The sequence below is a fragment of the Actinosynnema sp. CS-041913 genome (assembly GCF_050942485.1).
Classification (GTDB): domain Bacteria; phylum Actinomycetota; class Actinomycetes; order Mycobacteriales; family Pseudonocardiaceae; genus Actinosynnema.
On record NZ_CP192037.1, the window covers coordinates 4,172,800 to 4,199,548 of the forward strand.

22 protein-coding genes are annotated in these 26,749 nt (G+C 72.2%); 15 read left to right on the forward strand and 7 right to left on the reverse strand.

Annotated elements, in window-relative coordinates; genetic code table 11:
• Nucleotides 1-62 precede the first annotated feature (62 nt).
• The 4 genes from ACQPZF_RS19645 (at nucleotide 63) to ACQPZF_RS19660 (ending at nucleotide 7,201) form a co-directional block, all read left to right on the forward strand.
• Entirely contained in the window at nucleotides 63-1,454 is a 1,392-nt protein-coding gene (locus ACQPZF_RS19645) for an APC family permease (RefSeq protein ID WP_433273658.1), read from the forward strand.
• Nucleotides 1,451-2,470 carry an acetamidase/formamidase family protein gene (locus tag ACQPZF_RS19650; RefSeq protein WP_433273660.1) on the forward strand — a complete coding sequence of 340 codons (1,020 nt, stop codon included), beginning with the start codon at nucleotides 1,451-1,453 and terminating at the stop codon, nucleotides 2,468-2,470. The genes ACQPZF_RS19645 and ACQPZF_RS19650 overlap by 4 nt, the downstream gene beginning before the upstream one ends.
• Before the next feature lie 100 nt (nucleotides 2,471-2,570).
• Complete coding sequence (locus ACQPZF_RS19655) at nucleotides 2,571-4,145, forward strand: PQQ-binding-like beta-propeller repeat protein (protein WP_433274623.1); 1,575 nt, start codon at nucleotides 2,571-2,573, stop codon at nucleotides 4,143-4,145.
• A gap of 68 nt (nucleotides 4,146-4,213) precedes the next feature.
• A complete protein-coding gene (locus ACQPZF_RS19660) occupies nucleotides 4,214-7,201 on the forward strand; it encodes an amidohydrolase family protein (RefSeq protein WP_433273662.1) in 2,988 nt (995 codons plus the stop codon).
• Nucleotides 7,202-7,307: 106 nt separating this feature from the next.
• Here the strand turns inward: ACQPZF_RS19660 and ACQPZF_RS19665 are convergent, their stop codons facing one another.
• Entirely contained in the window at nucleotides 7,308-8,081 is a 774-nt protein-coding gene (locus tag ACQPZF_RS19665; protein WP_433273664.1) for a hypothetical protein, read from the reverse strand.
• Nucleotides 8,082-8,126: 45 nt separating this feature from the next.
• Nucleotides 8,127-9,251 (reverse strand): PA2928 family protein, encoded by a 1,125-nt coding sequence (locus ACQPZF_RS19670; RefSeq protein ID WP_433273666.1) that lies wholly within the window; start codon nucleotides 9,249-9,251, stop codon nucleotides 8,127-8,129.
• A gap of 100 nt (nucleotides 9,252-9,351) precedes the next feature.
• Here ACQPZF_RS19670 and ACQPZF_RS19675 point away from each other — a divergent pair, with 100 nt between their 5' ends.
• From ACQPZF_RS19675 to ACQPZF_RS19690, 4 genes are read left to right on the forward strand one after another with little or no spacing between them, the layout of a single operon-like run.
• On the forward strand, nucleotides 9,352-10,677 hold the full coding sequence (locus tag ACQPZF_RS19675) for a hypothetical protein (protein WP_433273668.1): 1,326 nt from the start codon (nucleotides 9,352-9,354) through the stop codon (nucleotides 10,675-10,677).
• Entirely contained in the window at nucleotides 10,674-11,693 is a 1,020-nt protein-coding gene (locus ACQPZF_RS19680) for a hypothetical protein (RefSeq protein WP_433273670.1), read from the forward strand. The genes ACQPZF_RS19675 and ACQPZF_RS19680 overlap by 4 nt, the downstream gene beginning before the upstream one ends.
• Nucleotides 11,690-13,285: a hypothetical protein gene (locus ACQPZF_RS19685; protein ID WP_433273672.1), complete on the forward strand. Its 1,596-nt coding sequence runs from the start codon at nucleotides 11,690-11,692 to the stop codon at nucleotides 13,283-13,285. The genes ACQPZF_RS19680 and ACQPZF_RS19685 overlap by 4 nt, the downstream gene beginning before the upstream one ends.
• Nucleotides 13,279-14,484: a CHAT domain-containing protein gene (locus tag ACQPZF_RS19690; RefSeq protein WP_433273674.1), complete on the forward strand. Its 1,206-nt coding sequence runs from the start codon at nucleotides 13,279-13,281 to the stop codon at nucleotides 14,482-14,484. The genes ACQPZF_RS19685 and ACQPZF_RS19690 overlap by 7 nt, the downstream gene beginning before the upstream one ends.
• A gap of 24 nt (nucleotides 14,485-14,508) precedes the next feature.
• On the opposite strand, the gene ACQPZF_RS19695 is transcribed toward ACQPZF_RS19690, so the two are convergent.
• Nucleotides 14,509-15,630, reverse strand: coding sequence for a hypothetical protein (locus ACQPZF_RS19695; RefSeq protein WP_433273676.1), 1,122 nt, complete (start codon nucleotides 15,628-15,630; stop codon nucleotides 14,509-14,511).
• Between the two features lie 284 nt (nucleotides 15,631-15,914).
• Between ACQPZF_RS19695 and ACQPZF_RS19700 the strand changes: the two genes are divergently transcribed.
• Nucleotides 15,915-16,673, forward strand: coding sequence for an SGNH/GDSL hydrolase family protein (locus ACQPZF_RS19700; protein ID WP_433273678.1), 759 nt, complete (start codon nucleotides 15,915-15,917; stop codon nucleotides 16,671-16,673).
• An 87-nt stretch (nucleotides 16,674-16,760) separates the two neighbouring features.
• Here ACQPZF_RS19700 and ACQPZF_RS19705 read toward each other — a convergent pair whose 3' ends face one another.
• Complete coding sequence (locus ACQPZF_RS19705; protein ID WP_433273680.1) at nucleotides 16,761-17,810, reverse strand: hypothetical protein; 1,050 nt, start codon at nucleotides 17,808-17,810, stop codon at nucleotides 16,761-16,763.
• 37 nt (nucleotides 17,811-17,847) lie between these two features.
• Nucleotides 17,848-18,573 (reverse strand): SDR family NAD(P)-dependent oxidoreductase, encoded by a 726-nt coding sequence (locus tag ACQPZF_RS19710; protein ID WP_433273682.1) that lies wholly within the window; start codon nucleotides 18,571-18,573, stop codon nucleotides 17,848-17,850.
• 98 nt (nucleotides 18,574-18,671) lie between these two features.
• Between ACQPZF_RS19710 and ACQPZF_RS19715 the strand changes: the two genes are divergently transcribed.
• The 6 genes from ACQPZF_RS19715 to ACQPZF_RS19740 all read left to right on the forward strand — a co-directional run bounded on the left by ACQPZF_RS19715 (nucleotide 18,672) and on the right by ACQPZF_RS19740 (nucleotide 25,284).
• Entirely contained in the window at nucleotides 18,672-19,262 is a 591-nt protein-coding gene (locus tag ACQPZF_RS19715) for a TetR/AcrR family transcriptional regulator (RefSeq protein WP_433273684.1), read from the forward strand.
• A 32-nt stretch (nucleotides 19,263-19,294) separates the two neighbouring features.
• Nucleotides 19,295-19,738 (forward strand): MarR family winged helix-turn-helix transcriptional regulator, encoded by a 444-nt coding sequence (locus tag ACQPZF_RS19720; protein ID WP_433273686.1) that lies wholly within the window; start codon nucleotides 19,295-19,297, stop codon nucleotides 19,736-19,738.
• Between the two features lie 208 nt (nucleotides 19,739-19,946).
• On the forward strand, nucleotides 19,947-20,255 hold the full coding sequence (locus tag ACQPZF_RS19725) for a type VII secretion target (RefSeq protein WP_433274624.1): 309 nt from the start codon (nucleotides 19,947-19,949) through the stop codon (nucleotides 20,253-20,255).
• Nucleotides 20,256-20,275: 20 nt separating this feature from the next.
• Nucleotides 20,276-24,340, forward strand: coding sequence for a hypothetical protein (locus ACQPZF_RS19730; RefSeq protein WP_433273688.1), 4,065 nt, complete (start codon nucleotides 20,276-20,278; stop codon nucleotides 24,338-24,340).
• Nucleotides 24,309-24,782: a hypothetical protein gene (locus ACQPZF_RS19735; RefSeq protein WP_433273690.1), complete on the forward strand. Its 474-nt coding sequence runs from the start codon at nucleotides 24,309-24,311 to the stop codon at nucleotides 24,780-24,782. The genes ACQPZF_RS19730 and ACQPZF_RS19735 overlap by 32 nt, the downstream gene beginning before the upstream one ends.
• Nucleotides 24,783-24,843: 61 nt before the next feature.
• Nucleotides 24,844-25,284 (forward strand): hypothetical protein, encoded by a 441-nt coding sequence (locus tag ACQPZF_RS19740; RefSeq protein ID WP_433273691.1) that lies wholly within the window; start codon nucleotides 24,844-24,846, stop codon nucleotides 25,282-25,284.
• Between the two features lie 167 nt (nucleotides 25,285-25,451).
• Here the strand turns inward: ACQPZF_RS19740 and ACQPZF_RS19745 are convergent, their stop codons facing one another.
• Both ACQPZF_RS19745 and ACQPZF_RS19750 read right to left on the reverse strand, forming a co-directional pair.
• Entirely contained in the window at nucleotides 25,452-26,036 is a 585-nt protein-coding gene (locus ACQPZF_RS19745) for a hypothetical protein (protein WP_433273693.1), read from the reverse strand.
• A 195-nt stretch (nucleotides 26,037-26,231) separates the two neighbouring features.
• Complete coding sequence (locus ACQPZF_RS19750; RefSeq protein ID WP_433273695.1) at nucleotides 26,232-26,666, reverse strand: hypothetical protein; 435 nt, start codon at nucleotides 26,664-26,666, stop codon at nucleotides 26,232-26,234.
• Nucleotides 26,667-26,749: the final 83 nt, after the last annotated feature.

The following is a 26,749-nucleotide window of genomic DNA, read 5'->3' on the forward strand; positions in this document are numbered from 1 at the left end:
CTTTCCAAATGGAAGGACATTTGTCTAGGCTTCGCCGGACCACCGTGTGGCAGGAGGACGCCATGGCGCAGGACCCGGCTCTCGAAAGCTACGGCTACACCCAGGAACTGAGGCGGTCCCTGGGGTTCAAGGACCTGCTCGTCTACGGCATGATCATCATGGTGCCGATCGCCCCGTTCGGCATCTTCGGCAGCGTGTTCCAGGGCTCGGGCGGCATGATCGCGCTCGCCTACGCCATCGGCATGCTCGCCATGCTGTTCACGGCCGGCTCGTACGCCGAGATGTCGAAGGCCTTCCCGATCGCGGGCTCGGTCTACACCTACGCGGGACGGGGGATCGGCGCGCCGGTCGGGTTCCTGGCCGGGTGGATGATCCTGCTGGACTACGTGCTGGTGCCCGGCCTGCTGTACCTGATCGCGGGCGTGGCGATGAACTCGCTGGTGCCCGCCGTCCCGGTGTGGCTGTGGCTGGTGGCGTTCGTGGTGCTCAACACCGCGGTCAACTACCTGGGCATCGAGATGACCGCCAAGGTCAACCGGGTGATGCTGGTCGCCCAGTTGGCCATCCTCGCGATCTTCCTGGTGATCGGGATCGTCGCGCTCACCCGGGGCAAGGGCCGCGGCTTCAGCTTCGCCCCCCTGTTCGACAGCGGGACGTTCTCCTGGGCGCTGGTGTTCGGCGCGGTGTCCATCGCGGTGCTCAGCTTCCTCGGCTTCGACGCGATCTCCACGCTCGCCGAGGAGAACCGGGACTCGGCCCGCGCCCTCGGCCGCTCCATGGTGGCCGCACTGCTGCTCACCGGCGCGCTGTTCATCGTGCAGACCTGGGTGGCGGCGCTGCTGGTGCCCGACCCGGACGGCCTGGTCGCCAACGGCGACAGCGGCGGCACGGCGTTCTACGACGCGGCACGGGCGGCCGGCGGCGAGTGGCTGGCGATCCTCACGGCGGCGGCGACCGCCGTGTCGTGGGGCTTCGCGAACTCGCTGGTGGCGCAGGCGGCCACGTCCCGGCTGCTGTACGCCATGGCGCGGGACCGGCAGCTACCGAAGTTCCTGGCCAGGGTGCACCCGACGCGCCGCATCCCGGTCAACGCCACGCTGCTGGTCGCGGGTGTGTCGCTGGTGCTCGGCCTCTACATGCAGTCCCGTGAGGACGGCATCACGCTGCTCAGCTCGCTGGTCAACTTCGGCGCGATGTCGGCGTTCCTGGTGCTGCACGTGTCCGTGGTCGCGCACTACGTGGTCCGCCGCCGCAGCCGGAACTGGTGGGCCCACCTGATCGCGCCGGGCATCGGGTTCGCCATCCTGGCGTACGTGGTGATCAACGCGAAGGTCGCCGCGCAGACCATCGGGTTCGTGTGGCTGGGTGTCGGCGCGGTGATCCTGATCGGCCTGCTGCTGGCGGGCCGTCGTCCGGTGCTGGTCGGCATCGGTGGCAACGAGGAGGGCAAGTGAGCGTGGAGGTCGTGCGGCTGCACCCGGAACGGGCCGACCTGGGGTACGCGTTCGGCGGGCGGGAGCCGCTGGTGACCGTGAAGCCGGGCACCGTGGTGGAGCTGACCACCGAGGACTGCTTCGGCGGCGCGGTGCGGGGTGTCGGCGACTTGCCCAGCCAGGTGTGCGAGTTCCCCTACCTGAACCCGGTGACCGGGCCGATCGCGGTGGAGGGCGCCGAGCCGGGCGACGCGGTGGCGGTGCACTTCGTCGACATCCGGCCGACCCGCGACTGGGCGGTGTCCACGACGTTCCCGCACTTCGGCGCGCTGACCGCGACGCACACCACGGCGATGCTGCACGAGGCGCTGCCGGAACGGGTCTGGATGTACGACGTGGACGTGGCCCGGGGCGTGTGCCGGTTCCGGGCGCGGCGCAGCGACTTCGAGGTGGAGCTGCCGCTGGACCCGATGCACGGCACCGTCGGCGTCGCGCCCGCCGCCAACGAGGTGATCATGAGCATCACCCCCGGCGCGCACGGCGGCAACATGGACACGCCGGAGATGCGGGCGGGCACGACGGCCTACTTCGGGGTGAACGTCGCCGGCGCGCTGATCTCGATCGGCGACGGCCACTGCCGCCAGGGCGAGGGCGAGGTGTGCGGCACGGCGGTGGAGGCCGCCATGTCCACGGTGGTCGTGGTCGACCTGATCAAGGGCGCGGCCCCGGCGTGGCCCCGGCTGGAGAGCGACGGGTTCCTGATGTCGACCGGCTCCGCCCGCCCGCTGGAGGACGCGTTCCGGATCAGCCAGCACGACCTCGTGGGCTGGACCGCCGGGCTGCTCGGCCTGGACGCCCTGGACGCGTACCAACTGGTCAGCCAGGCGGGACTGGCGCCCGCCGGGAACGTGGTGGACACCAACTACACGATGTTGGCGAAATTGCCCAAGGCCATTCTTCCGGGTGCCGTGGTATTTGACGGGGTGCATTCGCGCCTGCGGGCGACCGGGGCCCGCTATCTGTCCGAACGAGGTTAGCTCGTCTCGTTTCGTGATTTGGTTTGTTCGGAGCAAGGCAACTCCGGACGCACCCAGTACGTTGAGTGCAGGCCGCCCACCGAAAGGACTGGACGTGCCTGTGCTCAAAGGAAAACATCGCATCTCGGCAGGGGTGGGTGTGGTCGCGCTGCTACTCGGCGGCGCGGCCTCCGCCGCCGGTGGGCAGACCGCCCAGCGACCCGGTGATTGGCCGACCTGGCAGGGCGACAAGGCCGGCTCGCGATTTGCCGCCGCGGAACGCCGGATCGCGCCGTGGTCGGTCGGCAAACTGAAGCTGAAGTGGGCTTTCGCTTATCCGAAGAACGGCTTTCCGGCCAAGAGCCAACCCGCGGTGGCGGACGGCGGGATCTACTTCGGCAGCCCGGACGGCAAATTCCACGCGCTGGACGCCAAGTCCGGGGCCACCCGGTGGACATTCGACCTGGCCACCGTCAACACCGGGGGAGTGGTGATCGACGGGCCCGCCGTCGCGCGCGGCAAGGTGTACTTCGGCGACAACAGCGGATTCCTCTACGCGCTCGACCAGCGGACCGGCAAAGTGGTGTGGGCCAAGGACACCGAGCCGCACGCGGCCGGCATGCACACCAGTTCGCCGCTCTACCACGACGGGCGCATCTACGTCGGCGCGTCCAGCGGCGAGAACATCAACCCGGACCGCGCGTACCCGTGCTGCACGTTCCGGGGGCACATCGACTCGTTCGACGCCGACACCGGCGACCTGGCGTGGCGGTACTTCACCACGCCGGAGCCGCAGGCGGTCGGCACGTGGCCCAGCGGCGCGACCCGCTACGAGCCGTCCGGTGCGGGCGTGTGGAGTTCGCCGGTGGTCGACGAGCGCACCAACACGCTGTACGTGGGCACCGGCAACCTGTACTCCGGGACCACCGGGGACTTCGACACCCTGCTGGCCCTGGACGCCCGCACGGGGGTGGCGCGCTGGAAGCAGAAGGTGACCCAGGCGGACACCTGGCGGCTGCTGTGCGGCTTCCCCGACAACGAGGGCTACTGCCCCGGCCAGAAGGACGGCACCGCGCTGGACTACGACCTCGGCGCGACGCCCACGCTGTTCCGCTCGAACGGCCGCACCATGGTCGGCATCGGCCAGAAGAGCGGCGTCTACCACGTCTTCGACGCGAAGACCGGCGAGGTGTCGTGGCGGCGGCAGCTATCCACGCCGATGCCGGGCGGCGGCCTGAGCGGCATCCAGTGGGGCAGCAGCTTCGACGGCAAACGGCTCTACATGGCAACCTATTTCGGCAATCCCGGCACGCTGTTCGCGCTCGACCCGGCGAACGGCGACGTGGTGTGGCAGACGCCGAACCCGGCCGACGGCTGCACCACCGGCGGCGCGGCTCCGCACCCGCGGGTGTGCGCGCTCGCCCACACACCGGCCGTGACGACCAGTCCCGGCCTGGTGTACGAGGGCAGCAACGACGGCAAGATGCGGATCTACGACTCCACGACCGGCAAGGTCCGGTGGGAGTTCGACACGATCCGCGACTTCGCGGGCGTGAACGGGCTGACCGGGCACGGCAGCTCGATCTCCGGCAACGGCGGCGCGGTGGTCGCCAACGGGATGCTCTACGTCCAGTCCGGCTACTGGCCCTCGTACCCGAGTGAACACGGCAACGTCCTGCTCGCGTTCGGACTCTGACTTCCGCCGCTGCCGCACCGGAACCGTCGCCCCGGTGTGGCAGCGCGCCCGTGCAAGGAGCTTCTGACATGCGTACTGCGAATCACCGCCGGCTCGGCGGCGCGGCGCTCGTCTGCGTCATGGTCGTGTCCTCGGCGACCTCGGCCGAGGCCCGGCACCACCGACCACCTCCCACCACGGTCACCGTCAGCGAGGGCACCAACCTCGCGGTGGCGGTGTCGCCGCGCGACGGCACGATCGTCATGGACCTGCAAGGACAGCTCTTCTCGATGCCGCGCTCCGGCGGCGCGGCCACCGCCATCGGCGAGGACTTCCTGGACCCGTTCTGGCCGGTGTTCTCGCCGGACGGCAGCCGGATCGCGCTCCAGTCCTTCGCGGACGGCATGTTCCACATCCGGACCGTCACGCCGGACGGCCGCAACACCCGACAGGTGACCAGCGGCGAGTACGACGACCTCTACCCGGCGTGGTCCCCGGACGGCAAGCAGATCGCGTTCACCTCGGACCGGCAGGGCACCGAGGACATCTGGACCGTGGACGTGCAGTCCGGCGCGCTGAAGCGGATCACCACCGCCGGCACCCGGGAAGCCCAACCCACCTGGGCCCCGGACGGCCGCAGCATCGCCTACGTCCAGGGCAACACGGTCGAGAGCGTCGACGTGGCGACCGGGGCCGTGCGCACGGTGGTCCCGGCCACGCCCGGGATCTCGGCCCCGTCGTGGTCGCCGGACGGCAAGCGGCTCGCGTTCGTCCGCACCGGGCAGGGAGCCCGGACGCTCGCGGTCTCCGAGGCCGGCGCGGTGCGCCAGGTCGGCACCTACCGGGACGTGTTCCCGTTCCCGCCGCGCTGGCTGTCGCCGGACGAGCTGATCTACGGCGCGAACGGCCGCATCGCGGTCTCCCACGCGGCCACCGGGGCCACCCGGGTCGTGCCGTTCACCGCGACGTTCAGCCTCCGGCGGGATTCCTACGACCGCAAGCAGTACGACTTCGACAGCCGTCAGCCGCGACGGGTGCGCGGCATCGTCGCCCCGGCGCTGTCGCCGGACGGCAAGTCGGTGGTGTTCAAGGCGCTCAACGACGTGTGGCTGATGCCCGTCGGCGGCGCTCCGGCGCGGCTGACCCGTGACTCGTTCTACGAGACCGACCCGGCCTGGTCCCGCGACGGCACGCGGATCGCCTACGCGTCGGACAAAGCGGGCACCATGGACCTGTACGTGCTCGATGTCGCGTCACGTCGGGAGCAGCGGGTCACCTCGACGGCCGGCGCCGAGGTCTCGCCGACCTGGTCCCCGGACGGCCGCGCGCTGGCGTTCCAGGACAACACCTTCCAGACGCTGACGGTCGACCTGGCCAGTGGCGCGGTCACCCGCGTGCTGGGGCAGCAGAACGCGCCCGGCAGGCCGTCCTGGTCGCCGGACGGCAAGACCCTCGCGCTCACCGTGAACGCGTTGGAGCGCAACCAGATCATGCTGGTCGACCTCGCCTCGCGGCGGACGCGGACGGTCGAGCCCGCGCCGTTCGGCTCGGTCTCCACGCGGGGCGACGACGGCCCGGTGTGGTCGCCGGACGGGCGTTGGCTCGCGTTCTCCATGGACGGCACCATCTCGGTGCTGCCGGTGGACCCGACGGGCAGCCCGACCGGTCCCGCCCGGCAGGTCACCCGCGAAGCGAGCGACGCGCCGAGCTGGGGTGACGCGAAGACCCTGCTGTACCTGAACAACGGCAGGCTGAAGCTCACCACCGTGGACGGCGGCCCGGCGCGCGACGTGCCGGTCGACCTGACCTACACCCGGGACAAGCCCGACAGCCGCGTGGTGATCCACGCCGGACGCCTGTGGGACGGCCGCAACCCCGAACCCCGCACCAACGTGGACATCGTGGTCGTGGGCAACCGCATCGAGCAGGTGGAGGCCCACCGCCCGGACCGGCCGCGCGACGGCGCGCGGTTCGTGGACGCGAGCGAGTACACCGTCACGCCCGGTCTGGTGGACATGCACGTCCACCAGGAGATCCGGTCGAAGTTCGTCGGCGACCGCCAGGGCAGGGTCCTGCTGGCCTACGGCATCACCACCACCCGTTCGACCGGCGACCCGGCCTACCGGGCGTTGGAGGACCGCGAGTCGCTGGACGCCGGCGCCCGGACCGGTCCCCGGTTCTTCATGACCGGCGAGATGCTGGAAGGCTCGCGGGTCGGCTGGGAGTTCGCCCGGCCGGTGCGCAGCCCACAGCAGGTCGAGCTGGAGCTGTCCAGGGTCCGCGAACTCGACTACGACATGGTCAAGACCTACGAGCGCTTCCCGTTCGACTGGCAGGCCCAGGTGGCCGCGCGGGCGCACCGGCTGGGCATCCACACGTCCTCGCACTACCTCTACCCGGGCATCGCGCACGGCGTGGACATGAAGGAACACCTCGCCGGCCCGTCGAAGTGGGGCTTCGGGTTCCCGCGGGACTCCTCGTTTGGCGGCCCGTACGAGGACGTGATCCAGTTGCTCGCCCGCGGCAAGATGGCGGTCAGCACCACGCTGTTCAGCGCGGGCTCGATGATGGCCGACGACCCCGGCATGGTCGAGGACCCCAGGGTGCGCACCCTGTACACCGGCCAGGAGTGGCAGGCGTTGAACGCGAAACTGCTCTGCGCGCAAGGGCGCGGGCCGTGCGGCTTCCTGGACGGCTCACCCGAGCAGGCCCGCCGCGACGTCGGCCTGATCAGCAAGCTGCTGGCGGCCGGCGGCATCGTGCTGGCGGGCACCGACGCGCCGTTGGACAGCATGGCGGTGAGCCTGCACCTCAACCTGCGGGCGATGGCCAAGTACGGCGTCACACCGTTCCAGGTGTTGCAGAGCGCGACCCTGCTGTCCGCGCGCCGGCTCGGCGTGGAGGAGGACCTGGGCAGCGTGGAGCCGGGCAAGCTGGCCGACCTGGTGTTCACCGAGGGCGACCCGTCCCGTGACATCGCCGCGCTGTCGAACATCAAACTGGTGATGAAGAACGGCCGGGTGTCCACAGTGGACGAACTGCTCGCGCCGTTCCGCGGGGGATCCGCACCGCGGTGATCGAAACCGACCGCCCACGTCGGGATCCGGACCACGATCCCGACGTGGGCGGTCGCCGTCCGCGACGCGACCGCTGTCCTCGCGCCGCCGTGACCGGTACGAGCCGTCACCGCTTGAGCGGGATGAGGACGACGACCTCGGACTCGTCGTGCGGCAGGTACTTCACGCGGGTCACCGAGCCCGGCTGGAGCTGCGTGATCGAGTCCGGCGCCAGCGCCTTCTCCTGGGTCAGGTCGAACATCGTGCGGTCCGGGCGGGTCACCCGGAGGGCCAGGTGCACCACCGAGCGGTCGCCGCGCACCTCGCCGGTCGGGACCATGGACAGGACCACGGCGTGCGCCTCCACCCCGTGGTCGGTGATGTGGAGCTGCCTCGGCGTGATCAGGCCCTTGGCCAGTTGCACGCGGTCGAAGGCGGCCTGCATCTCGTGCTGCGGGGCGTCGGTCGCCAGGGTCACCCGGCCGTCGGGCAGGTAGCGCACCGGGAGCGTGGCGCCGATCTGGACCATGCCCACCTCGGTGAAGTCGATGACCTGGCGGGCCTTGGCGCGGAACGTGTGGCCCTCCGGGGTGTCGACCTCCAGGTCGAGTTCCATCAGCGGCTGGTCGTTGACGGACAGGCTGGTGCGGGCCACGCCGGTCACCCGGCCGATGCCGAGCGGCGCGCCGCGGAACGACTTGTGCACGCCGCCGGACAGGGAGACGCCGTTGGTCATCCGGGCGATGCCGAACATCATCGGCGCGAAGAACAGCAACGTCAGTGGCCCTACTATCCAGCCGCTGACCCAGGGCATCTCGTCGTCGGAGGTGACGCCGTTGACGATGTACGCGATGGTGCACCCGACATCGACCAGCAGGAACAGCAGGATGATCGCCTTCATGGTGACTTCCTTCCGAGTCAAGGGGAACTTGCGGGCCGGGGCCGGTCAGGAGGGGTTGCCGAAGAAGTCGCTCGCGCCGACCGGCCGTGCGGTGAGGCGGCCGTCCGGGGTGAGCACGGCGACGGCGGAGCCGGTGCCGACGGCCGTGGCGCCGTTCGCACGGGTCGCCGGGCGGCTGAACGAGGAGTGGTCGATCGGCACGGAGCCGGTGACCGCGCCCGTGGCGAGGGACACCGCGCTGAGCGCCCGGTCCTTGTCGTTGACGTGTCGGCTGTGCACGACCATCACGTGGTCCGACGCGAACCCGGCCGCCGCCGTCCCGTCCGCGAGCAGCCCCGCCTCGTGGAACGTGACATCGCCCACCTGGACCTCCTCGCCGCCGGGGGTGATCCGGACCAGCACCTGCCCCGGCGCGCCGCCGGGCCGGGGCCGCAGCTCGACCCGCCCGTCCCGGACACCGGCCTTGGTCACCGTGCTCGGGCGGGTGTCGGGGAACGTGCGCTCGGACAGCGCGCCCGCCCACGTCGCCGACGTCTGCGGGTCGACGGGGGTCGCCGTCGCGGAGTCCAGGGGGATCGCCAGCACGGCGCCGGTGCCGCTCATCGTCATCACCCGGCGGTTGTCCGGGTCGTACCGGTAGCTCCAGCGGGCGGCGACGAAGGCGTCGCCCAGACCCTCGATCCCCTTGCCTTCGGCGACCTTCGACCCGTCGGCGAGGTCCAGCACCACGAGACCCGCGTCGGTGGCCACGTAGGCGTACCGCTCGCCGGCCGCGAGCACCGATGCCTGCCAGACCAGGTCGTCGGCCAACTGGGTGTCCCACAGCAGCTCGCCGGTGGCGGCGTCGGTGGCGGCCAGCCGCACCTGGAACATGTCCTGGAACATGAGCTGGAACATGCCCCGCGGGCCGTGCCGCTCGTAGGGCAGGAGCAGCACGTCCCGCCCGTTCGCGGAGGCCACGCCGATGTCCGCCTGGACCTCGACATCGGGCTCGGGCGAGACCAGGTAGGACCCGCCGAAGAACAGCCCGGCGAACAGCACCAGCGGGAGCAGGAACAGCAACGGCACCGACCGCCGCACCCGGCGCGGGCTTCCGTAGGGCTCGACCGGCAGGTACGGCGTCGGCGTCTGGTACGGGGGGTACATCCCGTCCGGGATCTTCGTCATCATGCCGCGAAGCTTCCGGCGCGAGACCCGCCTACCGATCACAGGAACGCCCGGCGCACGGCCTCCCACCAGCACGGACACCGGACCGGCTAGGCTCCGCGGGGTGAACACAGCGCGGACCGTCGCGAGGACGCCGAGGGGGCTGCTGGTCGACCAGGCGTGGTCCGCGCTGGGCGAGGCGGTCGCGCCGCTGAGCAACGAGGCGGGCCGGCCCCTGGCCCGCACGGTGAAGCTCATCCTCGACCCGCTCGTGCTGCGCCCGGTGCTGCACCCGGAGTTCGCGGCCGGCGCCGTCGCCGCCGAGCACGCCGACGCGCTGCGGGACCGGATCGTCCGGGCCGGCCCGGTGCTCGCCGCGACCGCCGCCTGGTTCCTGGTGCTGAAGAAGGCGCGCCGGCAGGCGGGCATCACCGACGGCAACCCGCAGGACCTGTACTTCCAGCGCTGCTACGAGCTGGCGACCGGGCACGGCGACCCGCGGCTGGACCCGTCCGCCGCCGACCGGGCCGCCGGCGTGCTCGCCGAGGTCCACGGGCAGGACGGGCCGACCCTGACGGGCCTGCGCCGGTTCGTGACGGACCCCGGCAACGCGGCCGAGCTGACCCGGCTGCTGGACGAGGCGTGGTCGGCCGGGACCGCGACACCCGGCTTGGAGTCGGTGACGCCCGGCTCGGAGCCAGGGTCGCCGGGTCCGGAGTGGGCGACGCCCGGTCCGGAGTCGGTGTCGCCCGGCCTGGAGTCGGTGCGGCCCGGTGACTTCCTCGCCACCTGCGCGACGGAGCCGGACCAGCGGCTGTTCGACGCCCTGGTCGCCGACGGGGCGGGTGCCCGGGGCGCGGTCGGGCTGACCGAGCCAGGCGTGGCGCGGGCACACGGGCTGTCCGACCGGGACCTCCCCGTCCGCCCCGCGCTCGGCGAGACGGCGGCGAAGCAGAACCTGCCCAAGCCGTTCGACCGGTCGATCGTGGAACGGCTGTTCGTCCCGCTCACCAACGCCCACCGGGACGCCCTGGACGACGTGCCCGCGCTCGTGCGGCAGGAGATCGCCCGTTCGGCGCGGCCCTGGCAGCTCGCCGACGAGGCCGGCCGGGTGGTGATGGTGCTGGGCCGCGAGGCCGCCGCCGGGCTGGCCGGTGACCGGGCGAGCGACGCGGCGGTCCGGCTGCGGGCGCGGTGGGACCGCGAGGCGTACGTGCATCGCGTGCTGCGGATGCCCTCGGCCGTGCCCGAAGGCGTTCGCGCGGACGTGTTCGGTGTGCGGGAGGCCTACCTGCGCCGGCTGTGGGTCCGCACGCACGGCCGGGAGTTGCGGCGGGACACCGTGCCGGCGGACGGGTTGTGGGACGTGCTCGACGGCGTGCTGCGGTCGGTGATCCTGGACCAGCGCGACAGGCTGCGGTCGGCGCTGGAACGGCGGGCGACCGGATGAACGTGCGCGTGGAGCGGGACGGGACCGATATCGCGGTCGGGGAGTGGCCGTCACATCCCGAGCGGACCGCGTTGCTGGAGGCTCGTGGCGCGTTGCTGGCCTGGGACGTCCTGTCCGACGCGGCCGTGCCCGCCGCCCGCGTCCACGACGCCGCCCGCGCGGCCGACTGGCTGTGGGAGGTGTACGGGACCGACGCGGCGGACGGAATTCTCGGTGACGCCGCCGAAGTGGAGGTTGTGATCGACGCGCCGTCGAGTGGCGGTGTGCGGGACGCGGCGCGGGTCGTGGCTCAGTTGGGCTGGGCGGAAGCCTGGTGGCCCGCGTCCGCGACGGCGGGTGTGCCGGCACTCGATCCCGTGGTGCTGCAAGCCGAACGCGCGCTGGCCACCGGCGAGGTCGAACACCTGCTGGACGACGAGGACGCGACCGCGCGGGCGCTCGCCGCGATCACCGCCGACCCGGGGGTGGACGACCTCTCCGCGCGGCTGGCCGCTCTTGCCGAGGACTACGGAATCGCTGTGCCGCAAGCCGTTCGGTCGAACCGCACCGAGTTCGCGCTGGCCGCCGGCGACGCCGCGCAACCCGATGGCGTGATCGTCCACAGTGGAGCGGATGCGGTCGACTGGGCGCTGGTGCCGGCGGGTGCCGTGGACGCGGCGGCGGAGGCGCGGTGGGCGGTAGTCCGGAGTGCGGGCTCCACCTTCCTCGACGTCACGGTCGCCGCCGGTCCCCGTCCGGACGTCCGGCTCGCGGCGCGGTTCGGCCGGATCGACGTCGTGCTCGACCGGACCGACGGCCTCGGTTGGCACACCGGCCGCACACCCGTGCCGCCGACCGTGCTCCTGCTGCCGCCCGCCGACCGTCTGCTGACCGTCTACGCCCCCGATTTCGCCGCACCGCAACGGGATTCGGACCCGGACACGCCCGCCCGACGCGCCGCGATCATCGCCTACGCCCGGTCGCGGCCGGACTCGCCCGCCGCGACCCTCACCGAACGGTCGGCAGGTCGGCGATGACCTGGTGGAAGAAGCTGGTGGCCGCGGACAGGCGAGCGGCGGAGGGCCAGGTGCGCCCGATCGGTCCGGAATGGCACGACTGCGTCCGGCTCAACACGCAGGGCGCGACGCTGGCGGCACAAGGACGGCTGGAGGCCGCCGCGTCGGCGTTCGAAGCCGCCTACGAGGCGACCCTCGGGTCCGACGACACCGAGGCGTTGGTCTGCCGGGCGGCTGTCGCGGGCAACCGGGCGGGGCTGGCCGGGATGCTGGGCGACGGCGCGGCAGCGCTGCGCTGGAACACGGAAGCCGTGACGCTCGGCCGATCCGTGGTGGCGCGGGTCGGCAACGCGTACGGCACCACCGAAGTCCTGACGAACGCCTTGGTCGCCCGCGCCGAGAACCTGCGACACGCGGCACGCCACGCCGAAGCCCTGGCGGATTTGGACGAGGCGGTGGACCTGGTGGGCAGCCGACCGCCGATCGCCGCCGTCCGGGCATCCGTGCTGGCGGCGAGCGGTCGGTTCGGCGAGGCCGCCGCCGCAGCGCACACCGCGCTCGACCTCGCCTACGGCTCCGCGCCGCAGCTTGCGGCGTTCGTCCACACGACGCTCGCCGAGATCGCGGGCGCGACCGGCGACCCGGCGGGCAGCGCCGAACACCTGGGCCTCGCCCGCGACCTGGCCGAGGCGACCGGTGACCTGACCGCGCAGGCGACCGCCGTGCTCAGCCTCGCCCGGCTGGCCTACCTGGAGTCGGCGAACGACCGGGCCGCCGCTCTCTACGCCGACGCCGAGCGGCTGATCGAGGCGACCGGCAACCAGCGCGGGCTGTTGGCGTGCCGGCTCGGGCGGGCGGCGGTCGACGTCAACCTCGGCCGGCCGCGCGACGCGCTGCGGCTGCTCGACGCGTTGGGCGACGGGGCGACGCCGGTCGAGCGGATCGCGATCAGCCAGGTGCAGGGCGCGGCGCTGGAGACGTCGGGGGAGTTCGCGGCGGCGGACGAGCGGTACGCCGCGGCGGCCGGGACCAGCGCGCGGGCGGGGCTGTGGCACGTGGCCCTGGGCATCGCGTGGTGGCGGGCGGACGCCCTCATCCGGTGGGCGTCGACCGTCGACGGCGAGCGGCGGCGGGAGTTGTGCGAGCGGGCGCTGGACCTGGCCCTGCCCGCCGCGCTGGCCGCCGAGGCGGTGCGGCAGCGGTTCGCCCACGGCCCGCTGCGGGAACGGTGGGTGGCGCTCGCCGCCGCGCCCGCGATCCGGGCCGCGTTCGCGGCGTTGTCGTCGTTGGGCGACATCGAGCTGGCCGCCGCGTACATCGACCACATCGCCGGCACGGTGTCGTTGAGCCCGGACGACCAACAGCCGGCGACCCGTGGCGAGTTGGTGTCGCTGCCTCCGCCGCCGATCGTGGAGGAGGAGCACTTGCCTTACGCGGCCTCGTTCTTGGGCAGCGCGGGGGACGATCCGGTGTTTCCGGCGGTGGGGTTCGCGCTGCCGCCCCGAGTCCGGGTCGACCCGGCCACACCGTCCACATTGGACTCTTGGATCGACGTGGCCGAGCGCCGCTACGGCTTCCCGGTCCGGTCGGCACGGGCGGTGGCGTCGTGGTAGCGGTGCAGTTGAAGTTCGTGGACGCGGGCGAGCTGTACGTGTCGTGGCGGTGGGAACACGCGCTCGACGAGCCGAGGGTGATCAGGATGCCGCGCGCGCTGGTGCAGGAGGCGCTGGACGACCTGGCCCGCGCGGTTCCGTCGCCGCTGCCCGGCGAGAGCGCGCACGAGGCGCTGGTCCGGTCCCTCACCCACGGGCCGCTGGTGGACCGGGCGCGGGAGATCGAGCTGGCGGGGCGGCTGTCCCGGGCGCTGGTGCCCCATCAGCTCGCGATGGAGCTGAACTCCTTGATATCGCAGGGAATCCGGCCGCACCTGCGCATCCGGCCGTCGCCGTCGACCGCTCTGGTGCCGTGGGAGGCGCTGCGGGTGGACGAAGGAGAGCGGACCGTGCACAACGCGGACGTGTCGGTGCTCCCGCCCGCGACCGTGGGCAACGCCGACGGGCGTCGGGTGTCGCCGTTCCACGGTCCGGTCGTCGGCGTGCTCGACCCGGAAGTGCCGGGCTTCGGCGAGGCGTCCGGGTTGGGGTCCGTGCTCGGGCCGGTGGGCCCGGAACTGGCCGGGTTGGCGTCCGGTCAGGTGCCCGGCGGCGTGCGACGGGACGACGTGGACCGCGATTTCCTGGAGAAGGCGCTGTCCGACGCGGGCAGGTTCCTCTACGTCGGCCACGTGACGACCGGCGGGCACGGGCTCGACGCGCGGTTGCACCTGTCGTGCCGCGCCGACACGACCGGCCGCGCCGCACCCGTGGGCGCGCACCGTCCGCTGACGGCCGCCGACATCGTGCTCGGCCACCGCCCCGGCCCGCCGCGGCCGTGGCGCATTCCCAACCGGGTCGCCCTGGTGGCCTGCGAAAGCGGCGGCGACCTGCGGTTCGCGGAGCCGTCCGGCCTGGTCACGGCGATGGTGCACGGCGGAGCCGAGTACGTGGTGTCGACCCGGTGGACGCTGCCCACCGACGCGGGCCTGGCCGCCCTGGTCCCCGGTTTCCCGCCCACCCCGGTCCTGAGCCGGGCGGTCGTGGCGGTGGACGCCGCCCAGGCAGCCGCGGACCCGATCGCCGCGTTGAACGCCTGGCAGCGCGACCAGGCGTCCCGGTGGGAGGAGACTGGCGATCCGGCGTGCTCGCCGGTGGTGTGGGCCGCCTTCGCGACCGCGTGGGCACCCGCGCCGAAAGTCCTCGCGGCGGTCCGATAGGGAAAGTGGCCGGCTCGGGAGCGGTCAGCGGCGGAGAGCGGGGATCTCGCGAAGACCGGGCTCCTTGCCGCGCAGCAGCCACGGCTGGGGTGTGTCGTCCGGCTTGTCGCGGTCGGGCTGCACCATCGCGAAGGTCAGGGCAGGCACCCGCGGCACGCCGATGGCCACCACGCCGGTGGTGCCGCCGGCCATCCACATCGTGCCGGTGTCGGCGATGTTGGCGATCACGTCCAAGTGCGGCAGCGGGAACTGGACCAGGGCCATCCCGCCCGGCAGTTGTGCCAGGCCGGTCACCTCCTGGTTGGGCTCCCACGGGAACAGCGTCACCGGCACCGGAGTCCACGCCGCCGCCGAACGGAGCCCCGCCGCCGCCTCGCCGTACCACCGCCCGACGTGCACCGCGGTCGGCAGGGCCAGCACGGCGAGCACCACCAGCAGCCCGCCGACCGCCAATCCGGCCACGGACAGCGGCCACAGGCTGAGCGCGGCGATGACCGCCCCGAGCCCCGCCGCCCCCGCGCACCACAGCCAGGCCCGTGCGCCGAGCCCGAAGCCGCGGAACGCCCGGACCACCGCCGGGTCGTCCAGCGGACGGCCGACCAGGTGGGGTTCCCGTTCCCGTGGACGGGCGTCGCGCCGGTCCACCCGCACCGACTCCATCCGGCACAGCCCGGCGACCCGCACCACGGCCCGCCCGTCGCCGTCCGGCCCGCACAGGAACACCTCCTGGTGCTCCAGCACGAGATCGGTCAGGTCGGACAGCATCCCGCGCAGGACCACCGTCCCCTCGTCGTCGAACACCAGCAGCCGGTCGTCGAAGACACCGTCCTCGGCCGCCGCGACCGTCGCCGGACACCGCCGCCACGGCGAGTCGAGCAACCCCCGCCGCACGGGCCTCGTCTCCACCCGCAGCATCAGCGGTCCGATGGCGGTCAGCAGTGCCACCAGCCCCAGCACGACGGCCGACGCCACCGTGCCGGGTGTGGTCGGGAGGAACACCACCAGCGAGACGACCATTCCGGTCAGCACGCCCGCCATTGGCCCGGTGATCCGCGCACCCCACCGCAGTTCGGCCAGTATCAACGCGGTCGACCAGTCCTGAACGGCCGGCACGTCGGTACGCGGCTCCAGGTAGGCAGGTCGCATCGCACTCCGTTCCGCACGCCGGGTCCGCGCGACATGATCCTGGATGACACCCGCCCGTTTCAACCAGGATCGCGGTCGACCCCGCGCGCCTCGCACTGTCCACTCCGGACGGTCGGTGCCCCGGCGGCTCGGCGGTCGGCTCCACCACGGAGTGCCTTCCACGCCTGCGCCGTCGCGATGTCGTCCCTGTGCGTCACGGCGCCATACTCCGGGCCGGCCGGCGCCGACCGTGCCCAGCGCACCTCCTATGCTGGTCAGGAAGGGTGACTGGGGGAGGGCGTGCAGTGCGGTACGTGGCTATCGGCGACAGCTTCACCGAAGGGGTCGGCGACGAACTCCCGGACGGCACGACCCGTGGTTGGGCGGACCTGGTCGCGGAGGGCCTGGCCGCCGGGCTCGGCGAGCCGGTGCGGTACGCCAACCTCGCCATCCGGGGCCGCCTGCTCGCGCCGATCGTCACCGAGCAGCTCGACGCGGCGCTGTCGCTGTCGCCGCTGCCCACGCTGATCACGCTCAACGGCGGCGGCAACGACATGATGCGGACCGGTGTCGACACCACCCGGCTGGTCGAGCTGACCGAGCACGCCGTCCGGCGCTGCGCGGCGGCCGGCGTGCGGCTGGTGCTGCTCAGCGGCGCGAACCCGGCGGACCGGCTGCCGTTCGGCCGGACCATCCACCGCCGGGGTGAGGCCCTGACCAGGGCGATCACCGTGCTGGCGGCCCGGCACGACCTGCTGCTCGTCGACATGTTCAACGACACCGAGATCCGCAAACCCGGCTACTGGTCCCCGGACCGCCTGCACCTCGGCCCGGCCGGTCACCGCCGGGTGGCGTCACACGTGCTGAGCGCCCTGGGTCACCCCACGGAGGCGGACGAGGTCGTCCACCCGCCGACCACCCGCCGGCTGCTCACCGAGGCCCGCTACTACCGCGAACACGTGCTGCCCTGGCTGACCCGCCGCCTGCGCGGCAGGTCGTCCGGCGACAACCGCACCGGCAAACACCTGACCTGGACCACGGTGGAAGCACTGCCCCGCGTCTGACACCACCTTCGATCGCCTGGCCAACCCGCCCTCTGCGGCGGGCCGCCCGCGCCCGCGCTCAAGCCGCCCGCCGACCCCACCCGGCCGTCAGCGCTCCACGCCGAGAGCGGCGGCCAAGGCGCGGAGATCCTCGCGCAGTCCGGCCTCGCCCCCGTCGTCCACGCACCCGGTCCTGATGTCGATGTGCAACGTGGCCACCTCGGGAATGTTGATCCGGACAGCCGAGTCGGCGATGTCGAGCGTGTCCAGGTAGTCCCCGGGCGCCATGCCGGCGTGTTTGCGCAACCCGCTCTCCACGGCGTCGGCCACCGGCCCCGGCAGGTCGCGGCTGAGCAGCCGCAGGCGCAGGTCGACCACGTCGGGGGAGGGGCCGAGGACGGCCCCGTTGGTGCGCGCGCACGGCTCGACCGAGAAGTCGACCGGCACGCCGGGCAGGGCCGGGTTCCCGGTCAGCCGCTCGGTCACCGAACGGATCGCGTAGGAGGTGGCGTCGACCGAGTACGGACCGTCTACAGTGGACCGGTCGAGTAGCTGGACGCCCAGCAGACCGGCGAAGAACAGCCACACCACGAGCCCCAGCGCGAGGAACCCGCCGCCCACCGACAGCCTGGGCGTGCAGTCGCGCGCGTAGTCCGGCCCGTCGAGGCCGAACGCCGGCTCCAGGTCGGGTCGGGCCGTCCGAACGGCGTCCAGGAACGCGCCGTGCGACTCGACGTCCTTCCACCGCATCCGGAGCCGGTCGTCCGGCGTGTCGAGTTCCACCACCTTCCGCTCGAACGCGTCGGCCCGGAGGAGGGCGACGACCACCCCGCCCAGCAGCGACAGCGGCAACCAGAACGCCAGCCAGAACCCCTTGGCCGACACGTGACCGGTGCGGACGGCGGTGATCGAGTCGTACCGGACCCGCTCACGCTCCAGCACCACCGCGTCGTCCCCGAACATCGCGTAGCCGGGCCACCGCACCGCCAACCGGGCCGCGACCGCCGCGACCACGAGGTCCGCGATGGCCATGATCCAGAAGAACGGCCGTTCCGGCGTCACCGTGACACCCCAGCCGTGCCACCCCGCCAAGGCCGACGCCACCACGACCACCGTCCAGGCACGCCCGGCGCCCGACGACAACCAGACCCGTTTCACACCCGGGTCGACGTGATCGGCCGGTGTTCGGTTCCGCTCAGGTGAAAACGCTGACCACCGCTTCCGCCCGGTCGCGTTCGGTGTACAGGGCCCAGGCGGTCTCGGCGAGGTCGTCGGGATCGAGGGTCGTGGCCCCCAGGCCCCCGAACAGTTCCGGCTTGGACTTCATCACCTGGTAGATGTCGCCGCGTTCGATCAGCCCGCCGATGGTGAGCGTGCCGGCGTAGACCCCGGAGCCTGCCAACCCGGCGTGCAGCGTCACGGCGTAGTTGCGCAGCGCCGCCGAGACGACCGCTACGGCGCCCAGGGGCGGCATCGGCCGCACGGAGCTGAGCCCGCCCGCGAACAGCAGGCCGCCCGAACCGCGCCGGACCATGTCGGGCAGCACGTGCCCGACCACGTCGATCGCCGGGTACACCCAGGTCATGGCTTCCCGGACGGCGTCGGAGTCGATCTCGGTGATGGGTGTGAGCGGGGTGCTCGGATCGGCCGCGCCCGGCCCGTAGTAGAGGAAGTCGACGCTCCCGAACCGCTCGGTGACCGTGTCCAGGGTGGACAGCAGCCGGTCGCGGTCGGCGACGTGGGCGGTGAAGGCCTCCGCCTTGATCCCCGCTTCGGCCAGGGCGGCGACGTAGCCCGCGTGCCGGGTGTCGGTCCGCGAGATCAGGGCCACGGCGTAGCCCTCGCGGCCGAAGCGGTGGGCGATGGACATGCCCAGGCCGGGGCCTGCGCCGATGACGACAGCGGTCTTGGTGGTGGACATGGGCGCCTTTCGACAGGAGGTTAAGTCGAGGGTTCCCTCGACTTCCACGGCGACGCTACCACGAACCCGAGGATGCCCTCGATTTGTAGGATGTGTCCATGGCCGCCGAACCCAAGCCGCTGCGGGCGGACGCCGCGCGCAACCGCCGCAAGCTGCTGGACGCCGCCACGGAGGTGTTCGGCGAACGCGGCCTCGACGCGCCGCTGGAGCACATCGCGCGCCGTGCGGGGGTCAGCATCGGCACGCTCTACGCGCACTTCCCGACCAGGGAGGCGTTCTTCGACGCGATCTTCCCCGAGCGGCTGGCGGTGCTGGACCGGATCGCCGACGCGGCGATGGCCGACCCGGACCCGTGGCGGGGGTTCGTCGCGTTCCTCGAAGGCCTGTTCACCCTCCAGGCCGAGGACCACGGTCTCAACGACGCGCTCGCCCGGCGGTTCCCCGATGCGACGGAGGTGGCCGAGGTGTGCCACCGGGGCGCCCGGCACGCGGAGCGGATCATCAACCGTGCCAAGGAAAGCGGGCGGTTGCGCGCCGATTTCGAGCTGTCCGACCTGACCGCGCTGACCTGGGCGATGTCGCAGGTGATCCGGGAATCCGCGGACAGCGCCCCGGACACCTGGCGGCGGTGCCTGGCGTTCGTCGTGGACGGGCTGCGGGCGGAGGCCGCGCACCCCATCGGGCTTTGACAGGTACCTGTCAATCTGACAGGTTGTCCGCCATGACCGCGCTGACCGATCGCGGGTCGGAGTTCTCCGCGCTGCTCGTCGAGGTGTTCCGGGTGAACGGCCTGCTGCTCGCGGCAGGTGACGAACTCGCCGCGCCGACCGGCCTCACCAGTGCCCGGTGGCAGGTGCTCGGCGTGGTGGACCACGGGCCGAGCACGGTCGCGCAGGTGGCCAGGACCATGGGCCTGACCAGGCAGACCGTGCAGCAGACGGCGAACAGCCTGGCCCGCGACGACATGATCGAGTTCCAGGACAACCCCCGCGACCGCCGCGCCCGGCTGCTCGCGCTCACCCCGCGCGGCCGGACCGCGCTGCGCGAGGTCGAACGCCGCCAGGCCGAGTGGGCCAACCGGATCGGCGCACATCTCCCGCTGCCCGAACTCCGCGCGGCGGCGGGCGCGCTGCGCGACCTCGGCGACCTCCTGGAGGACCGGTGACCACCATCCCGTTGCCGCCCTACGCGTCGATCGACGGTGCTACGAGGCGGTGAGCCTCGCACGCGGGAGGTGATCACGGTCACGGCGGTCGGCGCGGGGATTTCCGGGTGAACCGGAACCGAACTCGACGTGACCGCGTCGGCATTCATACAGTGACCGCTGACGACCCGGCTCCCGTCCGGGGTTCGTGGGCAACGTGTTCGGGGGGATGTGCATGGCCGGCTTCGAGATCGTCGCGGATACGTTGGACGGTCACGGCAAGCAGTTGAGTGATCTCAGTTCGCGGATCCAGACCGCGGTGGACGCGGCGAAGACGGTGAGCATGCCGACGGACGCGTACGGGATCATCTGCCAGCCGTTCCGGATGATGCTCGATCCGGTGGAGCAGTGGGGTTTGGACGCGTTGCAGGGTGCGGTGGAGGCGATGGAAGCCGCCGGCAAGGCGGTGAAGGACACCGTGACGCAGTACCGCGAGATGGAGGAGTCCATCCGCGACAGCTTCAAGGCCGGTGAGTGATGGCTCCGGAGAATCCTCTGGTGGAGGCGCCGCCGGCGGAGTCGAACTCGTTCTTCAACGCCGGTACCGGTGACAACGGTTGGGCGACGGGGATCTCGATCGCCGAGTCCGCGATGGACACGTTCAACGGGATCAAGGACGGCAACTGGGTCGAGGCCGGTCTGGGCATGGTCGGCCTGGCCGCCGACGCGGCGGCGATGGCGATCGATCCGTTCGGCACGTTGTTGTCGTCGGCGGCGTCGTTCCTGATGGAGCACATGCAGCCGCTCAAGGAGATGCTGGACTGGTTGGCGGGCAACCCGCCGGTGATCGAGTCCTACTCCACCACCTGGAACAACGTCGGCACCGAACTGGGCAAGATCGCCGAGGACTACCAGGCCGCGGTGCGTTCCGGCACCGCGGGCTGGGAGGGCGCGGCGGCGGCGCAGTACCTGACCAACTCGCAGGTCCACGGCGACGCCCTGACCGGCGCGGCGTCGGCCGCGACCACCGTGGGCACGGTGGTGGGGTTGATGGGGATGGTGGTCGGGTTCGTCCGCGAGATGGTGCGTGATCTGATCGCGGACCTGGTGGGCAAGCTGATCGCGTGGGTGCTGGAGGCGGTGTTCTCGCTGGGTTTCGGGACGCCGGTGATCGTGGCGCAGGCGGTGACGGCGATCTCGAAGTGGGCGGCGAAGATCGCGAAGATCATCAAGGACCTGCTGAACACGATCAAGAAGGTCTCGCCGATGCTCAAGCGTCTGGTCGAGGTGTTCGAGAAGATCATGAAGGTGGTCGGGAAGCTCGCGGGCAAGGCCACCGGGCTCGACGTGCTGGACCCGAAGAACATCAAGAAGGGCGGGTTCCTGCAGACCGGCAAAACCGACGTCGACACCCCCTCCGGCTCCACCAGCGGCAACGGCGACAACCCCTCCTCGTCGGACTCCGACGCAGGCTCACCGGACTCGGACTCGCCGGGCTCGAACTCGCCGGGCTCGGACTCGGACTCGCCGAACTCGGACTCGCCGGGCAACGGCACCACCAACACGTCCAGCACCAGCCCCGCCGACACCACCACCCGACCGGGCTCCAACGACCCCGGCTCGCCGACCACCCGCCCCGGACGCGACACCACCGGCTCCCCCGACAGCGACCAACCGCGCGGCCTGGGCGAAAACCGCGGCGGCCCCGGCGGCAACACGCCTCCGTCGCGCAGCGACGCACCACCACGCGGCAACCCCAACGCCACCAGTCCCAACGCCACCAGCCCCAGCGGGAACAGCCCCAGCGGCAACTCCGCACCCGGCGGGCACACCCCGGTGGGTGAACATCGGGGCGGTCCCGGCGGCAACTCCGCACCGGGCGGACACAGCCCTGTCGGCGAGCACCGCGGCGGTCCGGGCGGCAACCCCGCGCCCGGTGGGCACTCGCCGGGCGGGCATTCGCCGGGTGGGGGCCCTGCGCCAGGCGGACACTCGCCGAGCGGGAACGGCTCACCCGGTGGGCCGGGCGGAAGTCCGGGCCCGTCGCGGTACGACCAGACGCACTCGTCCACGGCCGCGCCGCCCGACGCTCCCTCGCGTCCCGACCAGCCGCACACGTCGTCGACGCCGCAGCGCGATCCGAACTCGGCGGGCCCTCAGGGCACTCAGCCGACCGGAGGGCCCGGACACACGCCTGGCGGCAACCCGCCGGGTGGTTCGCCTGGCAGTACTTCGCCGGGTGGTGGTTCGCCTGGTGGTTCGCCGGGCGGCGGCCCCGGTGGCTCGCGGCCGGGTGGTGGCGGTTGGACCGGCACTCCCGGGAGCCGTGGCGACGTCGGGTCCGGCATCCCCAGCGCACGCAGCCCGGAAGGGCCAAGGCCCTCGTCGTTCGGCCCTTCCCACGCCGGCCCTTCCCACACAAGTCCTTCCCACACGGGCCCATCCCACAATGGGCCTTCACATGCCGGGCCTCCACACGCCGGGCCTCCACACGCCGGCCCACCGCATGCTGGTCCGCCGAACGGTGGCCCTCCGCACACGGGTCTGCCACAGCAACGCGGCCCGGCCGGTCCGCCGCACCAGCCCGGCCCTCCGCCGTACGGCCGGCCGAACGGACCCCAAAGCCCGTTCAACGGCCCGCCCAACACGCACCCGTCCGGCCACACCCCACCCGTGAGCCGAGGTCCCGCACCCGCGCCGACCCACCACGGGCCCGGCACGGACGGCCCCGGCCACCGGCCGGACCAGAGTCGGCCCGACCAGAACCGGCCCGACCAGAACGGTCCGCACCAGGACAGCCCTCGCCAAGACCAGGACACCCCACCGCACAGCCCGGAAAACCGCCCGAGTCCCGACGAGGTCAACCACCGGCACGCCGAGTCGACCCCGTCCGGCACCTCGTTCCACCGGGGCGACGACGACATGGGCGACCTACCGCACCGAGTCCAGCCGGACCCGGACGGCCGGTACACCGTGGACGTCCACGTCACCCCCGACGGGCGGGCGCGGATCGGGGATCACACCTACTCGCCGGAGGAGTTCGCGGACATCCTGCGGCGCAACGGCGACTACGACGGCAGGCCGATCCGGCTGATCGGGTGCGACGCGGGTTCCAACGACTTCGCCCGCCGGCTGTCCCGCGAACTCGACACCCCGGTCATGGCCCCGAACAAGCCCGCCTGGACGGACTCGCAGGGGCGGGTGTTCTCGTCCGACTACGACGTCGACGCGAACGGCAACCGCACGCCGCGCATCCCGCCGAACGGCGAGTGGGACACCCACCACCCGGACGGCTCGACGTCCAAGGCGAGCGACGACGCCTTCACGCCCGACACCGCCGACGCGGACAAACACGACCTCGATCCCGAGGACGCGCGTTCCCGCGGCGACGAAGACGGACAGCCCGACAACAGCGACACCGACAACAGCGACACCGACGACACGGACAACGACCCGGCCAACACCGACAACACGCCGGACCCGGACGACCCCGAGTACGCGCCGCCGCCGAAAGCGCGAATCATCGGTCCCGACGACCCGGCGTTCAACGAGCGGTTCGTGGACTGGGACCGGCCCACGCACCGGCCCGGCGACCGGCCGGACGACCCGCCGCGGCCGATCGACGTGGTCGACCCGCCCATCCGGGCCGAGCACCGGGAGCGGCCGATCATCCCGGACGGCAACAAGGACCCGGACTTCCACCAGCCGACCACGCCGGACCCCGTGCCCGAGCCGTTGCGCGGGCTGGAGGGCCACGACCCGCTGCGCCCGTACACCGCGTACCCGGTGGAGAACGCGAACGGCACCAAGACCACCTTCTTCACCGACGAGAACGGCAAGGTGAAGTGGGTCGAGGCGGAGCCCGGCTCGAAGAAGAACACCCTGCTGGACGAGGACGGCAACCCGCTGCCGGTCGGCAAGGAGGAGCAGAAGTGGGCGGGCTTCAACCCCGACCTCGCCCACCCGCTGCTCCCCGACGTCCAGTACCGGGTGCCGAACTACCACAACCGCGACCTGTTCATGACCTTCCACACCGACCACCACGGGCAGACGGACTCGATGACCGGCGACGTGGAGGCCGGCGGCCAGACCCCCGAGTACCGCGACGACCAGAAGGACCGGGGCTCGCAGCGGCGGGCGCAGATGGAGGGCGAGGCGGCGTTCCCGCCGAACGACGCGGTCGACCGCGACCTGAGCGACAAGGAGATCGAGGACGCCCGCGTCAAGTGGGCGGGCGGGCACATCGTGTCCAACGAGCTGGGCGGTCTCGGCGAGTACCTCAACATGCACCCGCAGATGGCGGCGTCCAACTCCGGCAACTACAAGGACGGCTGGACCAACGCGGCGTCCTGGCGGGCGCAGGAGGTCGAGCTGGCCCGGTTCTCCGAGGTGGCCAGCCAGGACATCCGCAACTACCAGGTGCGGATGCAGCGGGACGCGGACGGCGTGCCGGGCGAGGTGACCATGCGCTGGCAGGAGGTCACCTACAAGACCGGGCCGGACGGCGCGCCGCTGGTGGACGCGAACGACAAGAAGATCGTGGACTCCGTGGTCACCAAGGAGCGCGTGTTCCCGAACAAGGAGGCGAACTATGGACCACAGGACCGATTCAAGGGCCGATGACCTGGTCGCCGAAGCCGCCAACGCGCTCGCGTCGGCGGCCCCGGCAGGCTGGGCCGAGCTGGCGCTGTCGGTGTCCGCGACCGTGCTGGCCTACGACTTCGCGGTGACGGTGCGGGACGAGCGCGGCGCGGACCCCGGTCAGGTCGTGCTGTCGCCGGTGGTCACGGACGCGTTCCAGGAGCTGCGCGGCGTGCTGTACGAGGAGGACCGCGGCACGTGGTTCTCGGCGCGGATGGTGCTGCGCCCCGGCACGCGGCCGGAGGTGTCGTTCAACTACGACGAGGACCCGCGCTGGTGGCCGGCGTTGCACCCGACGACGTTCGTGCGGGACTTGGAGGTGTTCCCGAGGTCGGAGGAGCACATCCCGCCGTGGCTGCGGGCGATCTTGGACGAGGGCGCGGCGCTGGAGCACGAGCACGAGGCGACCGGGCCGCAACGGTAGGCTGCGCACGGACCGACATCGCGCCCGGAGAGCGGGCGCGAGCCGAGGAGGACACCGCACCATGCCCAACTGGCAGCAGCTCGACCCGATCGAGCAGCAGCAGAAGCTGGCGGACATCACGCAGGCCGTGGTCGCCACGATGCCGGAGGGCTGGCAGCGCCTGGTGGTCCGGTCCTCCATGATCGGGCAGCACAGCGAGATGTCGGCCGGCGTCCAGATGCCGGACAAGTCGGTGCGCGGCTGGGAGATGCCGCCCGAGGTGTGGCGGATGTTCCAGCAGTTGCGCAAGGGCATGTACGCCGAGGGCCTGGGCACGTGGATCGGCTTCGAGTACGTCGTGGACCCGCCGTTCCGCTACCAGATCCGGTACAACCGCGAGGAGCAGCCCGCGTTCGACACGCCGCCGACGCCGGCGGACTTCGCCACCGAGAACCGCTGGTTCCCGCGCGCGGAGACGCACATGACGGAGTGGTTCCGGCGCGGCCTCGAAGCCGCTTCCTGAGCCAGAGCACCGGATCGGCCTTTGTCGGTCGACGCCGTCTCGTCGCCCCGCCCGGTCCTGGCCGTGCCGACCGGGCGGCTCGATGAGAAGGTCCTGCCCCGCGCAGGTCTGCAGCGGGCGTTGGCGGGATCAGCGCCGGTTCGGCGGTGCGGCGGGTGGCCGACCGGTCAGCAGTGGTCCGGCCCGGGGCCTTTGCGGACCACCGTGATCTTCGTTTCCCGTGTCACGTCCCGCTCGGCGAGGTCGGCCGCGGTGAACGAGCCGGGCTTGGCGGCCTGGCGCAGTGCGTCCAGGAACGCGGTGGGGGCGCTCAGGACCACGACGTCATAGGTCGTGCGGGGAGGGTCGTCCTGGCCGCCCACGGTGAGCGGGATGTCGGTGGTGTCGCCGTCGAGCACCCGGGAGAGGTAGACGACGTCCAGCGCCGCCGCGTACACGCCGACGACGAGCCCCCGGCCCATCGCCGCCCGGCCCTCGACGGTGACCTGCACACACCGGTCCACCGTTGCGCCGTGCGCCGGGGACACGACACGGACGGGCGTCGGACGCAGGAACACCAGGTAGCCCACGATGAGCAACAGCACGACGGACAGGACCGCGCATAACAGCACCAACCTCGGTCTTTTCCTACGCCCGTAGTTGATACCGCCGTAGACGTCGCGCGCCTGGACCGTCGCACCGGAAGGATCGGTCACGAAGTTCGACACACCGGAGTTCGACATTCCCGCGGCAGAGCCGGGATTCCGCGTCATCAATCCATCATGCCCGGACCTGGTCCACTCATCGGCCACGGACGCGGAACAGCACACGACCCCGCGTCCCGGTCGACGAGGTCCACCGGGCGCGAAGCGGTTCCGCGGGCGTGTCCAGCCCGACGAAGCCGCTCCGCGCCCGGCGTCGACCGGACTGCGGTTTCCGTTACGTCCGCGCGGGCGCGGCGTTGCGGGTCACCACCAGTCGGTGGAGTTGTCCGCGGTGCAGGTTCCGTTCGGGTCGGCCACGTAGCACGCCCGGAAGGCGCGATCCGGACTCGGGCTCGTCGGGTAGGCCTGCGTGTAGTTGCGGTTGCCCGCGGTGTAGGTCGAGAAGTCGTCCCAGCGCCGGTCGCCGTTCAGGTCGACCTCGAAGCGGATGAACTCCTGGCCCGTGAAGTTCTGGATTCGGCCCCAGCCGTGCTGCACGCCGCCGCAGTAACCGGAGCGGACCTCGACGAGCCGGTTGTTGACGGTCCGTTGCCGCTCCGTCTGCGGGTTGACGCACGTGGCCGGGTCGCTCCACCACGGAGGAGCGGCTGCGGCTTCGGCCGCCGCCGTTCCGGCGATCAGCACGGTGGTCGTGGCAGCGGTCGCCAGGACAGCCGCGATCTTCGTCGTCGTTCTCATGGTTCCCCCTCGTTGCCGATTCAGCGGACGCGGCCGGCGCTCCCGCCCCGGATTCGCGGCCATGCCGGGACTCCGGTCCGTCC